Source organism: Rhodopirellula maiorica SM1 (genome assembly GCF_000346295.1).
Classification (GTDB): Bacteria; Planctomycetota; Planctomycetia; order Pirellulales; family Pirellulaceae; genus Novipirellula; species Novipirellula maiorica.
On sequence record NZ_ANOG01000594.1, the window covers coordinates 1 to 15136 of the forward strand.

Here is a 15136-nt window from a genome sequence, read left to right on the forward strand (position 1 = left end):
TCTTGATGCCGTTGTGGGCAATGGGGTTCCCGGAATCGCTACAATTGATTCCACACCTGCAGGAACTCGAACAGCAGTCGCCCGACAAGATCGCGATCGTCGGCGTAAACTTGGATCCCGCCGGAGCTCCTGTGGCGGAGTTCGTTCGGCAAAACAATTTGAACTTTTCAAGCTATCGAGCCGAATCGTCCGCCACCGCTGAGATTCCGAACGAAGTCGCGGCGAGGTTCGGCATGGTGTCGATGCCGTTCTTGGTGGTGCTGGATCAAGAAGGCCGCGTTGCATCGATTGATTACACGATCGCACAATTAAAACAAACGCTAAAACGACTTCAGGATTAGACCGCAAGCGAAAGTCAATACAGAAAAATACGTTTTACAAATCTTGTCAAGCAATGATGGATTCGCAGCGTTCTGAACTACACTGGGTGATTCAATGAGAAGAGCTATCCGAATCCACTTTGTCGGAAGTCATCTTATGTTGAGGACCTGAGATGCAATTTATTGAACTAACAGGAAAAACATTATTGGACGTCGTCAACGAAGGCGAAATCGATCTGAAACAGATGCATGAATCGGGCGTCAACGGCGATTCAATCTTACGAATTAACAAGTTCGGCGAGATCGAATTGCGGTCGCGTGACGAGTGGCAGCTGGTAGGCGGATTGATCGGCCATTTCGAAGACCGATTGATCTCGTTAACAGGACTCGATTGGGCCGAATGAGCGTGAATGCATCAACGCCATACGATCGACCCACTGCTTCAATCGCGATGCACACAATCGACCACTGCGTCCCTGATGACACACGTCGCCGCGGACCGCGTAACAATCCGGAAAAATACGCTCGGAAATAAGCGAGTCGATCATCGCGATGCGAATGGATCCCGCCAACGACCATTTCATTGACGCCTGCTTTGCGATTTGGCCAATCGTTCTCAGTCGCTCGTAACCGAGATACTCGATCGACGAGCGTCCTGTTTTGCTGAACGTGTCGATCAAGCAGCGACGGAACCCGAATTCTCCGGCCAATTGGAAAACCTGTTCGGCCGGCAAACACGCTGCCGAATCGCTATCCGCATAGGCGACGGCCACCAGTTCGGTGGTCGGACCGATGCACTGCGACGCTGATTCCCACAACCCTTGCATCGCCGCAGCCGTCTTGATTTGCGAGGGGCCGATCTTGGCAAAATCAAACGTTCGGGGCAACTGCGACGCCACCGCTTGCCAACCTTCGGCTTCGCCAAGTGCTGCCGAGAGCCGCGGCCGTGCTGGGATCAAAGAATCGCCCCCCGCCGCCGTGAAACGGTTGAGCTGATTCAATTCGGTTATCCGCAATGCAGCCGAATGCCAAACGGTGGGGTCCACCGGCGCCAACGCACCATGGCGTGGCTCTTTGAAGTCGATGATTCCCACGCCAGTGGCAATGGCGTCTTGAAACTCACAATCGTCCCTCACACTGACTAGCAGATCCGTCACAGAACAACACTTTTCGTTTTTAACAGAGACAGAAACTATGGCAATTGCAGCATAAACCGGATAGGCGATCGCAACCAAAGGGGGTAAAGTCGACACTCCTAAACAGCTAGGCAGGAGTATTTGCGTATATTAGCCGCGTTGGCGCTAGCGGGCTGTTGATTTAATGAAGTTTACTATGGCACGTGACTGATGGACTACCTCGTCCATCAGTAGTGTATTCGACGGACTAGGAAGTCCATCGTACGACGAAATCAACAGCCCGCTAGCCACGGTTACGACATTCAACCGGGGCTAGCGCCCAAACGGCTAACGCGATTCCGGCCTACCTGCGTGACGTTATAACCCCACAGCTTCCTTTCAACATTCAAAGCCAAGTTTTGAAGTACGAGTCCATCAACAATCACGCGGAGCTCGAAGATCTCTGTGAAGAGATCGCCAAATGCCGTTTCGTCGGATTTGATACCGAGTTTGTATCCGAAGATAGCTACCGTCCAGAACTGTGCTTGATCCAGGTCGCTTTTGGGGACCGCTTGGCGATCATCGATCCCTACCGGGTGGAAACCACCGATCCATTTTGGGAGGTCCTTTCCCAGCCAGGACGAATCGTGATCGCCCACGCGGCTCGCGAGGAGATTCGTTTTTGCTATCGCTTTTCTGGAAAACCGATCGCGGGACTGTTCGACACCCAGTTAGCCGCTGGCTTTGTGGGCATGGAGTACCCCGCATCACTAGCGACGTTGGTTCAGCGATTGGTCGGCAAGTCGTTACCGAAAGGCGAAACGCGAACCAATTGGCGGCATCGCCCCTTGAGCAAGGACCAGATCACCTACGCGCTGCACGACGTGGTGGATCTCGAGAAGATGTACCAACAACTCAACACGATGGTATGTGATCTGAATCGCGAAACGTGGGTTGCCGAAGAAACCGCCAATCTGCAGCAAAAAGTCATCGACGCCGAGACTCGCGAAAACTGGCATCGCGTCAGTGGATCGTCGGGGCTAAACCCTCGCCAATTGGAAACGGTTCGCCAATTGTGGCTATGGCGTGAAGACCGTGCTCGCGAAACCGACCGGATTCCACGTCGGGTGATGCGTGACGATTTGCTGGTCGAATTGGCCAAAAAAGCTTCGACGAACATCGACAAGATCCGCAGCATTCGCGGACTCGAACGACGCGGGTATACCGGCCAATACGAAGCGATTGCCGAAGCGATTCGTGTGGCATTGGAAACACCCGAGTCGGATCTGCCGCGTCGTCCACGTGGCACGCGGCGTTCGGTTTCGCCGATGTTGAGCCAATTTCTATCGACATCGATTGCGTGTATCAGCCGGCAACACAAACTCGCTCCGCCGATCGTGGGCAACGCTGACGATGTTCGTGAGCTATTGGGTTACGAATTAGAACATCGCAAAAACGATCCCGAGCCATCACTATTGAAGGGATGGCGAGGCGACATTGTCGGCAAATCGTTCCGCAAACTTTTAGCCGGTGAACTTGCGATTCGCGTTGCCGATGTCAGCGAAACGCAGCCGCTGGAATTCATCGAAGTCAAAGAGTAAGCAAGCACGCAGTGAGACGACCGGATCAGTGTTGAACGAAACGAGCCGACCTCAAAACGATGAGGCCGGCTCGCGTTACAATTCGATCTTGTTTTAGCCACTGCTCTAGCGGACGCGGCATAAGGCGTCCGCTTGCAGCGAGTGGGATGTTCGAATTAGACCGGGCGGCTCGCTCCGCTCCGCTACAAAATCCTGACCGGGCGGCTCACGCCGCTCCGCTATAACAACCTTCACCGCTTTAGCGGCTTTGCACGTCGCTGCTGCGGCGGCTCACTCGCTCGCTTTGAGGACTCATATAGTGAGTGGCCTCTTCCGCAACCAAGACGGTGTCACCCGATCGGACTTCGGTGCGGAAGCGATGGTGTCCCGCACGATCTGCCTTGGCAACGACTCGCAAGCGAATCTCTTGACCAGCCCCGATGCGAGGGATTGGATCGAACAAGACTTGGCCGGTCAGCAATTCGCCACTTTGGCCTTCGATCTTGTTGGGTTCGATGCCGTGACTGAATTGAGCCAATGCACGGATGTCGGTCGCTTCTTTGCTGCCGCGGTTTCGCACGATGATCTCGTAAGTCACGTCGGAACCGATCGGAGCCGGGGCAGGGGGATCATTGATCGTCAACACAAGGTCAGCAATCGATTCGACTCGAGTTGCCAACGCGACGCCGGTTTGACCGGCGGCCGAGCCTTTGCAATCGAAGATGAAACGTTGGTCACCCGTAGCGGTCATGTTACAGCGGAATTGGTAGTTGCGAGTCGCACCAGGTGCCAGAGCATTGACCTGCCACTTGAGTGTACCGTGCTGAAGCTGAGCTTCCTCGAGCCCGCCGAGGTACTTCACGCCGCCGGGCAATTGCAGCGTGGCAACGATTCGCTCGCTGGTTGCCGAGCCCGTGTTCTGGACCTGCAAATTGTAAAGCGATTCGGTGTTCTGGTACTTTAACTCGGGGCCGGTCAATACCGCTTCGAGTTTGGCTGAGGCTACTCGGATCGTCTTCTCGGCTTCGGCACGAAGATCGAGGTCACCCGATGCCATGCCGTGGATCTTCAGATCGACCAGGTCTTGAGCCGTCAACTCGACTTCGAACTGAGCCTCTTTGCCCGCCGGAATGTCGCCGATCCGCTGGGTTTGCGGAGTGGCCGAGTTAGGCGACAACGTGAAGACCACGTTGGGCGCGGTTCCATCGCCGGGATTCAAAACGCGAACCGTGTAGGTTTGCGATTGACCGTAGATTACTTCCTCGGGTCCTTCGATCGTCAGATCCAAGCGAGGTTCTTGCACCTTGACCGTCGCGGTGGCGTGCTGTGGAGTCATCGTCCAATCGACGTCCAAAGCATGGGTACCGCTTCGTTCAGCTCGCAATCGCACGAACATTCGCTCGACCGATCCCGCAGGCAACGAGTCAATCGTCCACACCAAACGCTCTGAATTGTCTTGGGTTTGATTTTCAATATGGCCTTGCGAGGCGTTATGTCCATGGATCTCGGCCCAGTCAGGGATGACCGCACGGACCAAGACACCTTGAGCATCGATCGCCCCTCGGTTTTCAACACGAATTTCGTATTGCTGAGTTTGGCGGATCATGATTTCGCCAGGACCAAACGTCACAACGCGAATTCCAGGCAATTCCGATGCTGTCGAATTTTGCCCCTCCATCAGAGCACGTTGCGAATCCAATCCGTCCGATCGGGGCGTGCCCGATCGCATCGAATTGGTTCGTTGCGAATCGTAACGAGGTTGCGCGAAGTTGTCGCCCGAGTAGTTACCGGTCGCCGAGTTTGAATTGCCCTGATAGTTATCCATATCGTGCAGTCGAGTCGGTTTTGTCACCGAGTTTGACGATGCGTCGGCCACGGCGGGAACCCCCACGGGTTGACCGAAGGTGACCATTTTCTCGGTGCGGACGTTGAAACCGTCTCCGTCGTTGGTGGCTGCAGCAGCATTGCCACTGGGTTGACCGGCAAGACCGGAACCAATCGGAGCGATGATCTGGCTGGCGGCAGCGGCGTCGCTTTGCGTGGGCACCAATTGGCTTGGTCCAAACGCACTAACCGGAGGCCCGGCGCGATGCGAGATCGCTTGAGCCGATGGCGTCGGTGCAAGATGTTTATCCGGAGCAGGCAAGGTCGATGCCGGCGACGTCATGTCCGGAGTGTGATATCCGGCGGAAGGGTTGGGAACCGCAGCAACTGTAGCGGAAGGTGACGCCGCAGCGGCGGGCAATCCCAACGATGCCGGCGCCGATCCGGATGCCGTCGGTGAGACAGCTTTGGCGGGCGTCTTGGCAACCGCAGCAGCAGGCGCCGGTGCCGCAGCAGGGGCGGCCGCTGCCGGTTTAGGTGCCACAGCAGGTGTTGGCGTGTTCACAGCCACTTGGGTCTTGGCAGTTTCCGCTTTGCTAGTTTCGTCTTTGGCAACCTTTGGCTTAGGCAATTCGACCGAAGGGGTTGGTCCTGATTTCGCAGCGACATTGGGCTTCGCGGCGACATTGGCTGTCGCACCGGCACCGCTGCCACGACGTGAACTGGTTCCCGATTGACTGCTTGTTGAAACCTTTGACTTCGAATTCGCAGCCACCTTGGTTTCGGCGACGGGTTCGGATGACTCAATTTCGCGACGAACCACTTTAGGAACAAGTTCCGGCGTTGGTTTGCCAGCCGACGCATTCGCAGAGGATGAAGCGGCCGAACTCGCAGGCGATTTGATCTCGGCAGGATCGAGCGCGTCCAGCGAACGACGTCCGCTGCGGCGGCTACTTGTTTCGCTCGACAACGCGTTTGTATCGTGATTCGTTCGGCTGTAGGTTTCGCGAGGGATGACGCGTGCCGCCGTCGGACGTGAAGTAACCGGACGCAAATCAGCAACGTCGCTGCGATCGACCAGCACCGAATCCGATGGCGGTGTTGGGACGCGAGACGCAGTTCGGGTGGAGACCGGATCCGCTTTGAGCGGCGCCGGTGCACGGCCGCGAATCACACGGGCCGTGTTCCGTTGGCTGGGGTCCCGAATCGGAGTGCGAGCATCGGTTTCTGGGGTGGCAGTACCGCGGTGATACGGAATGCCGCTCCAATCGGCAGGCTCACGGTCGGCAGTAGGCTGGCTGGACGACCGTGCTTGCGTCTGCGAAGACGACGTAGTGTCGGAACTCGATGATCGACCGAACAACCCGCTGAGGATTCCTCGTGATTCGCGATTGCGTTGAATTTGGTTGTGCGCGTTGTTGGCGGCAAGCGAATAGAACAGATTGGGGGCGGTTTTTGTCGCCGAAACTGAATTCGTTTGCTGATCGGCGACCTGAGCAATATTTCCGTTTTGCCCCGTCGATTCAAACGCCGCCTGAGTCGCAGTTGGGCTCTCCCCCATCGCTGCGGAGGACATTAAACAGGCAAATGGGATGGCGAATAGCTTCGAAGCCACTAGCATTTTGCGATTGCCGCGCATGCCTACATCTCACGATTTTAGAAAGGAAATTGGATCTTTGGGTTCATCGTCTTTCCCGACCCGCACGGTCCAATAAAATTTGACGGTTATGCCGATTTTGGGTCGTGGATCTCCCCAGAATTCCTTGATCCAACCTGCTTGGGGGATTTCTGGCGAAATCCATTACGGAGGTTTGGGGGACTTCTGGCGAAGTCCACTACGGAGGTTTGGGGGGACTTCTGGCGAAGTCCACTACGGGGGGCTGGCCGCTGCGAGGGCACCTAAACGCTTCATTTGCCAAGCGTTACAATTCGCTTTGGCCATATTGCCGTCCTGTTTGCCGTCCCCCGAACCAGCAAAAAAAGAACAACGACATGAGTCGACGCGAAAAAATCGAAGCCATGCTAGCTGACGAGCCCAACGACACGTTTCTGCGTTACAGTTTGGCGATGGAGCACAAGAGTGAAGGCGACTTTGCCGAGAGTCTTCGCCGGCTCGAAGAATTGACGCACGATGATCCTCCGTATGTCCCCGCGTTCTTTATGGCGGGCCAGATTCTCGCCGACTTGGCACTCGAAGATCCTACGCGTTTGGACGAGTCACGAAAATTTTTGCGTGATGGCATCGACCAAGCTCGCAGCCAAGGCGATGCCCATGCCGCGGCAGAAATGAGCGAATTGCTATCATCGCTGGGTGAGCGGGGCGAATTGTAGCAGGGCAGGGGACTGCGAATAAATTTTTTTGTTCTTTCATCGTGAACCAACAACCGTAGGCGAGTCCGATGGCGGCCGACCAAAGCCATGCAATTGTTCTGCGCACTACGGAATTTAGCGAGACAAGTCTCGTCGTGACGCTCTTCACACGCGACTTTGGGCGGTTATCAGCGATCGCCAAAGGGGCTCGGCGGCCCAAAGGTCCCTTCGAAGGTTCGCTTGACCTGTTAGCCGTTTGTCGTGTAGTCGTTCATCGTAAGAGTAGCGATGCGCTCGATTTGTTGACCGAAGCGAAACTGCATCGTCGGTTTCGCGGGGCCGATCGTTCGCTCGCTCGCGTTTACGCAGGCTACTACGTCGCTGAAATATTGCGACTGATGACCGATGACCACGACCCTCATGTTGATGTTTACGATTTGACGATTTCCGTGTTGAACCAGATCGATGGTGTTGGCGATGTTGCCTCGACCATCCTTTTTTACGAAGCCCAGATGCTGCGGTTACTCGGCCATGCGCCGGGAACCGATCGCTGTACGGACTGCGGAAAAGAGATGACAACGACGGCGTCGCGGATTCCGTTTGCATTGGCGACCGGAGGGATCGTCTGTTCCAACTGTGCCCCGCGTCAGCATCAATTGATTTCCGTTCGCAACGTAGTGATCGAGCAACTCCGAAATTTGGTCGATTCCAAAACGTCACTGCCAACCTCGGTTTCCACCCACGTTTATGGGGAGCTGAGAGCCGTGATGAGCCGATACATACAAACGATCGTGGGCAGAGTGCCCCGAACGCAGTACCTACTGCCGCAGTCGGTGCAAACCGAGACCCTGCCGTCTGCCTCGAATCCTACGGAACCGACCGCATGAAGCGATACGACCAAACCATGCAACGATTGCTACCAAAATCGATCCGTCAATGGATTCCGACCTACGAGATGCTCGTTCCGCATCCAACGATGCCGCGTGTCCTCGGCACGTCTCGCGTCTTCGGCACGTCGCGCTGGATTGCCACAGCGATCGCGGTTTGCACGCTTGGCGGGGCGACAGGATGTCAATCGTTTTCGCGCCCCCCCAGTTTATTCCCATCGGATTCGTCGTTATATGACGTGCCCGACGAAGACGGCGGTCATCACGCATCGGAATCGAATTCCTTTGGCGACGTCGCTCGGAAGAACACAACCCGCGTGGTGAACTTTGTCACGATGCGTGAACAGGAAAACGTGACGAAGGCAAAGGACCTGTACAAGCAAGGCGACACCGTTTTCCGCCAAGCCGGGACGATGAACGACGAAGAAGCCAAGACAACCTTTCATAAGGCCGCCAAACTGTTTCGCCGTGCCAACGAAGCATCACCGGGAACGGCGCTACAGCAGGACGCGATGTTCATGCAGGCCGAAAGCTTGTTTTTCGCCGACCGTTTAAAGGAGGCGAGCGAAGTTTACACCGAGCTGCAAAAAACCTATCCACGCAATCGCCACAACGACCGCATCACCGCACGATTGTTCAGCATCTCGCGGTACTGGATCGACACCGAAAAAGCGACCGAGGGCAAGTGGAAGTTCTTGAACTTGACCGACCATAAACGTCCGATCACCGACGCCGACGGTCATGCCATCCGCGTGTTGGATCAAATTCGCTACGACGATCCAACTGGCAAATTGGCGGACGACGCGACGATGGCCGCTGCTGCAGAGAACATTCGCCAAGGCAAATTCGAAAAAGCTGACGAGTTTCTCACCGATTTGCGAGAAACCTACACCGACAGCGACCATTTGTTCCTCGCCCACCTGCTAGGCATCCGCTGCAAGTTAGAGATGTACGCGGGACCACAGTACAGCGGTTTAGTGCTGGATGAAGCCGACAAGATTGTCAAGCAAACACGCACTCGATTCCCCGACAAACTGCGTGAGGAAAAGTATTCGGAGATCCTTGCTCGTGCTGCCTCGGAGATCTCATTTCATCGAGCCGAACGCTTAGCGACCCGAGCTCAGTTTCGCGAAAACAAGAAAGAGTATGGTGCGGCTCGCTATTACTACAACGAATTGCTGAAATCGCACCAAGATACGCCGCATGCTGAAACGGCTCGCACGCGATTGGCAGCAATCGAAAAACTACCGGACGTGCCGACACCACAGCTTGCGTGGCTAACGACCGTGTTCCCGGATTCGAAAGCCAGCACTCCGCTTGAAACGACTTTCGACAACGGCGAAGAGCGTCCTGAAACCGATAGCCCCACCATGCTAAGGTAGTCGACGGCTGTGAATCGAATCGTCATACCAATCGACGCAACTGTTCGCAGCATTTTGTTGCTGGTCGTCTTGCTATCGCTATCGATCGCAAGCGGATGTTCGCTGTATCAGTACGGCCCCGCGTCGCTGTATCGATCAGACATTCGCACGGTGCATGTTCCAATCGTTCGCAATGAGACCTACCGTCACGATCTGGGACCACGATTATCGCTGGCCATCGTGACCGAGATTGAAAGTCGCACTCCGTTTAAAGTCGTTTCGGACCCAGGAGCCGACAGCACGCTGTTGGTTGTCTTGACCAATGAAAACAAGAACGTCCTGACCGAAACAACCTCGGATGACCCCCGAGCTCTTGATGCGACGCTTACCGCGCGAGCGGATTGGGTCAGCCGTCGCGGCGAGAAGCTGTTTCAGAACACTGTCGCCCCGCAAAGCGGTTCGGCAATCTCGTTCAGCCAAGACTCGCGATTTGTGCCCGAAGCGGGACAGTCGATCGATACGGCGTTGCAAGCGACGATTGAAAAGCTTGCCCAACGCATTGTTTCTCAAATGGAACTTCGTTGGTAAGCCAATCCGTTGTAGAATGTGCCACGACGTTCAATCAATGAACGCGATGGATGCTTCTTCAGCACACGCGATGGCAATCTCAAGTTAATGTCTGCAACGGACTCGGGCTCAGAAAACAGCCCTGATAATACCGCGAATCCCCTGGCCGATTCTGAGCGGGCCGACTCTAAACGGGCCGACTCTAAACGGGCCGACTCTGAGCGGGCCACCCCTAAGCTGGCCGAATCAAAACGTTGCGAGTACTGGGACGTTGGCAAACGGCGGCTCCGCTTTGGCCGCGTTCCGCTGGTGATGGGAATCGTGAATGTCACGCCAGACAGTTTTTCCGATGGAGGGCGACACCAGCAAGTGGATGTGGCCGTCGCCGCGGCGCTGCAAATGCAAGCCGATGGGGCTGCGATCATCGACATTGGCGGCGAAAGCACACGGCCGTATAGCGACGCGGTCGATTGCCAAGAAGAGATCGATCGCGTGATGCCAGTGATCGAGAAATTGAGATCATCCGGGCAGTTGACGATCCCGATCAGCATCGACACGTCCAAGGCCGAAGTAGCCCAACAGGCACTCGATGCCGGCGCCGAGATCATCAACGACGTGACGGGACTCGAGGGCGACCCGGCGATGGCCGAGATCGCGAGAGAACGCGGGGTCGGTGTCTGCGTCATGCATATGCAGGGCACACCGCAAACGATGCAAGACGATCCAAGCTACGACGATGTCGTGGCTGAAATCGAACATTATCTACGACAGCGACTGCGTTGGTGCGAACGGATCGGAATCCGCCGAGACCGAGTGTGCTTGGATCCCGGGATCGGTTTCGGCAAGACACACGAACACAACTTGATGCTGCTACGTGCGACCGGTCGATTCGTCCAACTCGGTTCGCCCTTATTGATCGGGCATTCACGCAAAGGCTTTATTGGGAATCGGATCGGCGACAAAAATGCCGACCGCACGGCAGGCACGCTGGGGGTTTCCCTGGCGATGGCCGTAGCGGGAGCGCAAGTGATCCGAGTTCACGACGTCAAACCAACGGTGGATGCCCTGACGCTTTTCGAAGCCTCGGGCGGTCTCGATTAGCGAGACTTCGGTGGCGTCGACTCGTCGCGTTTGGATTGGCGATTCTTCTCGCTTACAGCCGAGTCGTTTTTCGTCGATGACGATGTCGGCCCGGTGACGAACAAATGGCACGTATCGACCGTTCCGTTGGCACTAACCTGAAACGTATCTTTCAAGCCATGAACGGTTTGAACGGTGTAGGTTGCTAGATTAATCATCTTCGGTTCCCCTGCTGCCCAGCGCAGAATGACGTTTAGTACTTTAAAAGTATTCGCCTATTTCCTACGAAATCTCCGAACAAACTGACACCGATTTGCCAGAAGAGAGACTCTAGGAATCAGTTTATCACGAATGATCCGAATAGTCGCATCAAAACCAGGTCCATGGCAATGTGGAATTCCAAAATCAATGGAGTACAATCACCCGCAAAGCCCCGCCATGGTAGCCACAGCAAACACAAGGCAACGTGACGGGGTTATAATTATTTCGACCCGAGCAATCCGGAAACTTTCCTAAATCCGGGCAAACGAAAAAGACTTACTCGGTCCCTCGAAAATCGACTTCGCAGATAAAGTTTCTTGATGTCTATAGGCACGAAACAAAATCGGCGAAGTCTCATTTTGATTTGATCGCACCCTCGATACACCCCTCCATCCCGAAGCGACCTGTTTTATGTCCCCCCACACTTTGATTCGCGTCCTGCTGATCGGCATCAGCATCATGGCGACCCTGACGACAACACAACGTGCGGAGGCGGAACCGACGCGGCCTAACATTCTATGGATTACGAGCGAAGACAATGGACCGCACCTGGGGTGCTATGGCGACACCTACGCAGACACACCCCACATTGACGCTTTGGCAGCAAAGTCGTTGCGATTTCGACATTGCTGGTCCAACGCTCCGGTTTGCGCTCCGGCCCGAACGACCATCATCTCGGGAATGCATGCAACCAGTCTGGGAGGACACCACATGCGAAGTGGAGTTCGCTTGCCAGCCGATATGAAATTGTATCCGCAAGTGCTTCGCGAGGCGGACTATTACTGCACCAACCACTCCAAAACGGACTACAACTTTGCCAATGGGGATGCGGGTTGGCAAAAGGGCGGCGGCAAATCGCCATGGCGAAATCGTCCAGACGAATCGACGCCGTTTATGTCGGTGATCAATTTCACGATCAGCCACGAGAGTCAGATTCGCAAACGGCCGCACACCTTGGTGCATGATCCAGCCAAAGCACCGCTGCCGAAATATCATCCGGATACGCCTGAGGTACGTCACGATTGGGCTCAGTACTACGACAAGCTAACCGAAATGGACAAGATGGTTGGCAGCGTTTTGAAAGACCTCGAAGCGGATGGATTAGCGGATTCGACGATCATCTTTTACTACGGTGACCACGGCAGCGGGATGCCGCGTAGCAAACGTTGGCCATTCGATTCGGGATTACGTGTGCCATTACTGGTTCATGTGCCGGAGCAATTTCGTTCGCTTGCCCCCAAGGATTACACGGCGGGCGGCGAGTCGACTCAGCTGGTCTCGTTCGTTGATCTTGCCCCTACCGTGATCAGTTTGGCAGGAGTCAAGCCACCGGCGTACATGCAGGGCACTGCGTTCGCAGGAGCGTTCGCGGGTCCTTCGAAGCCGTACTTGTTCGGTTGGCGTGGGCGGATGGACGAGCGTGTGGACATGGTTCGCAGCTGTACCGATGGCCGATATGTCTATATGCGACATTTCTATCCCGATCGCCCTTATTTGAAACATGTCGATTACATGTTCCAAACCCCTACAACGCGAGTTTGGAAACAGATGTTTGATGAAGGTAAATTGAACCAGGATCAAGCAAAGTTCTGGCAACCCAAGCCGGCCGAAGAATTGTTTGACTTGGAAAGTGATCCGGATGAGGTCAATAATCTTGCTGGCGATGCCGAACATACCGAGCGGGTTAGCATGATGCGAGATGCGGTGCATCGCTGGATGGTCGATACCGGTGACATGGGAATGTTTCCTGAAGCCGAGATGCACCGCGTGGTCCCCGAGGACCAATCGCCTCGTGAATATGCGTTAAGCCATACCGCGCTGATGACGCGGCTTGCGGAAACTGCCCTGGATGCGACGAACTTCGACAGCGACATGACGACCGAAAAAGCGATCGAGCTTTCAGCCGACCCTGATGCGGTGATTCGTTTTTGGGCGGTCCGCGGCATCGGAATTCGCAACGCCAACACGCCCGCAGCAATTCAAGCGGTCAAACGTGCAATGAATGATGAATCACCGAGCGTCGCGATCGCGGCGTGTGAAGCGATGCAAGTCATCGGAGACAAAGCCGATCAGCAAGCGGTAACCGATCGACTGTTGGAATTGGCCAACGTCCAAAGGGTAGGGCACTTTGCCGCGATCGAAGCACTGAATGTGCTCGATTTGCAAATTCCGCTCGACGCAAAGCTGAAAAAACAGATCGCAGCGCTTCCACGATCCTTGAGAAAGCCACCTCCACGCGTCGGCAAGTACGTTGGCCGTCTGGTCGATGACATCAGCTCGGCGACGCCATAGAGGGTTTGCGTTTCCATGGGCCGTGGCCCAATGCCATCTACTTTGGTAGCGGCACGGCGCGAGCCGTCCGGTCGAGGCGAGTAAAACGTTCGGTTTAGACCGGGCGGGCCCCGCGCCGCACCGCTATTAAGATAGAGAGCCAGACCACATAGGACTCTGGGTCGACAGATCGCGACGAACTCGCGACGATAGCAAGCAGACGTTCTGTTCTTGCTTGTTTGGGTTGAGATTGATTGATGGAAATTCTTGGCGGTCCTCTGTTTAGCGTTGCCGGTGCGGGCGAATCGCATGGTCCAGCCGTGACGACGATCGTGTTTGGCTGTCCGGCCGGGCAGATGATTCGCCGTGCCGATGTGCAAAAGTACCTCGACCGCCGACGTCCGGGCGGAAACAAACATGGGACGCCCCGCAACGAAAAAGACAAAGTCGTTTTCCTGTCGGGACTGTTCCAAAACGACACCGATCAACTGCTCGGCGGTGGCAAGGTTTCGGTTCAGCTCGGCGGCGACACGTTTGAGAGCGAAGCGTACGAACAGGGCTACACCACCGGCGAACCGATCGCTGCAATGGTGCTGTCGACCTCGAAAAAATCGGGGGATTACACCCAGTTCGCCGGCCCCACCGGCGAAGTCCGCCCGGGACACACCGATCTGGTCAAATTTCATAAATCAGCCGGCTTTGTCGACGTCCGTGGCGGCGGCCGATCCAGTTATCGAGCCACGATTTCGGATGTCGTCGGTGGCTCGATCGCCCGTATCTTGTTGGCCGAAAAATTTGGCACCGTGATCCTGTCGTCGATCTCGCAAGTCGGATCGCTGAAGGCAAAAGTGAGTTTGGCCGATCGTGTTGCGGACTTGATGCAGGATGGACAGCGGCAACCGATTGCGGCCGACGCGATCAGTAAGATCGAAGAATCGTTGACCTCGGCGACCATTCATTCGATCGATACGGAGTTTGCCGAAGAGGCGGGCGAGCTAATCAAACAGACTCGGATGAAGGGCGATTCGCTCGGCGCGATGGTCGAAGTGGTGGCGGTCAATGTGCCGCCGCTGTTAGGGGATCCGCTTTACCAGAGCTTGAAAGTCCGTTTGATGGGCGCCCTCGGTGGGCTCAATGCCGTCCAGTCATGCGAAGTAGGTGCTGGACGTGATGTGGTGGAGCGATTCGGCAGCGACAACAACGACCCGATCCGCAGCAGCGGCTATGTCCGCAACAGCCACGGTGGAATGATCGGCGGGATCACCACGGGAATGCCGCTGGTGATGCAAGTCGGATTCAAACCCACCTCGACGATCAATCAGCCACAAGATTCGGTCCGCAAGAACTTGGAAGAAATTGAGTTCGAGCTGGTCAAAGGACGGCATGACCCATGTGTCGGCGTGCGAGCCGGGGTGACGCTCGAGTCACGAGTGGCGATTGAGCTGCTGAACGCCGCGATGTCGCACCAAGCCAGTAAGTTGTCGAGTGACCTTTCGCAGCTGTTTTAGGCTGTGGCTGGCTTGGAGGATCGTTGCATGCTGCCTCTTCTAACACCACGAG

13 protein-coding genes are annotated in these 15136 nt (G+C 55.7%); 10 read left to right on the forward strand and 3 right to left on the reverse strand.

The genetic code is table 11. The features are described from left to right. Both RMSM_RS18915 and RMSM_RS18920 read left to right on the forward strand, forming a co-directional pair. A partial coding sequence (locus tag RMSM_RS18915) for a TlpA family protein disulfide reductase (protein WP_040768110.1) occupies nt 1-341 on the forward strand: 341 nt, incomplete at its 5' end. 152 nt (nt 342-493) lie between these two features. Further along, the gene (locus tag RMSM_RS18920; protein ID WP_008699758.1) at nt 494-724 is read left to right on the forward strand and encodes a hypothetical protein; all 231 of its coding nucleotides are present in this window, start codon (nt 494-496) and stop codon (nt 722-724) included. On the opposite strand, the gene RMSM_RS18925 is transcribed toward RMSM_RS18920, so the two are convergent. Further along, the gene (locus RMSM_RS18925) at nt 698-1477 is read right to left on the reverse strand and encodes a (5-formylfuran-3-yl)methyl phosphate synthase (protein ID WP_052031704.1); all 780 of its coding nucleotides are present in this window, start codon (nt 1475-1477) and stop codon (nt 698-700) included. The two genes, RMSM_RS18920 and RMSM_RS18925, sit on opposite strands and share 27 nt — an antisense overlap. Nucleotides 1478-1854: 377 nt before the next feature. Here RMSM_RS18925 and RMSM_RS18930 point away from each other — a divergent pair, with 377 nt between their 5' ends. Then, nucleotides 1855-3036, forward strand: coding sequence for a ribonuclease D (locus RMSM_RS18930; protein ID WP_008699760.1), 1182 nt, complete (start codon nt 1855-1857; stop codon nt 3034-3036). 238 nt (nt 3037-3274) lie between these two features. Here the strand turns inward: RMSM_RS18930 and RMSM_RS41065 are convergent, their stop codons facing one another. Next, entirely contained in the window at nt 3275-6415 is a 3141-nt protein-coding gene (locus RMSM_RS41065; RefSeq protein WP_160168322.1) for a COG1361 family protein, read from the reverse strand. Between the two features lie 416 nt (nt 6416-6831). Between RMSM_RS41065 and RMSM_RS18940 the strand changes: the two genes are divergently transcribed. From RMSM_RS18940 to folP, 5 genes are all read left to right on the forward strand, one after another. Continuing rightward, nucleotides 6832-7170, forward strand: coding sequence for a hypothetical protein (locus RMSM_RS18940; RefSeq protein WP_008699762.1), 339 nt, complete (start codon nt 6832-6834; stop codon nt 7168-7170). Nucleotides 7171-7238: 68 nt separating this feature from the next. Then, on the forward strand, nt 7239-8036 hold the full coding sequence (gene recO / locus RMSM_RS18945) for a DNA repair protein RecO (RefSeq protein WP_008699763.1): 798 nt from the start codon (nt 7239-7241) through the stop codon (nt 8034-8036). Between the two features lie 17 nt (nt 8037-8053). After that, nucleotides 8054-9418 (forward strand): tetratricopeptide repeat protein, encoded by a 1365-nt coding sequence (locus RMSM_RS18950; protein WP_236622205.1) that lies wholly within the window; start codon nt 8054-8056, stop codon nt 9416-9418. Between the two features lie 9 nt (nt 9419-9427). Beyond that, the gene (lptE, locus tag RMSM_RS18955) at nt 9428-9985 is read left to right on the forward strand and encodes an LPS assembly lipoprotein LptE (RefSeq protein WP_008699765.1); all 558 of its coding nucleotides are present in this window, start codon (nt 9428-9430) and stop codon (nt 9983-9985) included. Nucleotides 9986-10072: 87 nt separating this feature from the next. Next, nucleotides 10073-11065, forward strand: a complete 993-nt coding sequence (gene folP / locus RMSM_RS18960) for a dihydropteroate synthase (RefSeq protein WP_236622206.1) — start codon at nt 10073-10075, stop codon at nt 11063-11065. On the opposite strand, the gene RMSM_RS18965 is transcribed toward folP, so the two are convergent. After that, nucleotides 11062-11262 (reverse strand): hypothetical protein, encoded by a 201-nt coding sequence (locus tag RMSM_RS18965; RefSeq protein WP_008699768.1) that lies wholly within the window; start codon nt 11260-11262, stop codon nt 11062-11064. The two genes, folP and RMSM_RS18965, sit on opposite strands and share 4 nt — an antisense overlap. A gap of 454 nt (nt 11263-11716) precedes the next feature. Here RMSM_RS18965 and RMSM_RS18970 point away from each other — a divergent pair, with 454 nt between their 5' ends. Then, the gene (locus RMSM_RS18970) at nt 11717-13597 is read left to right on the forward strand and encodes a sulfatase-like hydrolase/transferase (RefSeq protein ID WP_052031705.1); all 1881 of its coding nucleotides are present in this window, start codon (nt 11717-11719) and stop codon (nt 13595-13597) included. 236 nt (nt 13598-13833) lie between these two features. After that, nucleotides 13834-15084 (forward strand): chorismate synthase, encoded by a 1251-nt coding sequence (locus RMSM_RS18975; protein WP_008699770.1) that lies wholly within the window; start codon nt 13834-13836, stop codon nt 15082-15084. Nucleotides 15085-15136: the final 52 nt, after the last annotated feature.

Coding starts and splice junctions, on each gene's coding strand:
- RMSM_RS18920 (WP_008699758.1), top strand. CDS start 494: ATGCAATTTATTGAACTAACAGGAAAAACATTATTGGACGTCGTCAAC.
- RMSM_RS41065 (WP_160168322.1), bottom strand. CDS start 6,415: ATGTCCTCCGCAGCGATGGGGGAGAGCCCAACTGCGACTCAGGCGGCG.
- RMSM_RS18940 (WP_008699762.1), top strand. CDS start 6,832: ATGAGTCGACGCGAAAAAATCGAAGCCATGCTAGCTGACGAGCCCAAC.
- recO (WP_008699763.1), top strand. CDS start 7,239: ATGGCGGCCGACCAAAGCCATGCAATTGTTCTGCGCACTACGGAATTT.
- RMSM_RS18950 (WP_236622205.1), top strand. CDS start 8,054: ATGCAACGATTGCTACCAAAATCGATCCGTCAATGGATTCCGACCTAC.
- folP (WP_236622206.1), top strand. CDS start 10,073: ATGTCTGCAACGGACTCGGGCTCAGAAAACAGCCCTGATAATACCGCG.
- RMSM_RS18965 (WP_008699768.1), bottom strand. CDS start 11,262: ATGATTAATCTAGCAACCTACACCGTTCAAACCGTTCATGGCTTGAAA.
- RMSM_RS18970 (WP_052031705.1), top strand. CDS start 11,717: ATGTCCCCCCACACTTTGATTCGCGTCCTGCTGATCGGCATCAGCATC.
- RMSM_RS18975 (WP_008699770.1), top strand. CDS start 13,834: ATGGAAATTCTTGGCGGTCCTCTGTTTAGCGTTGCCGGTGCGGGCGAA.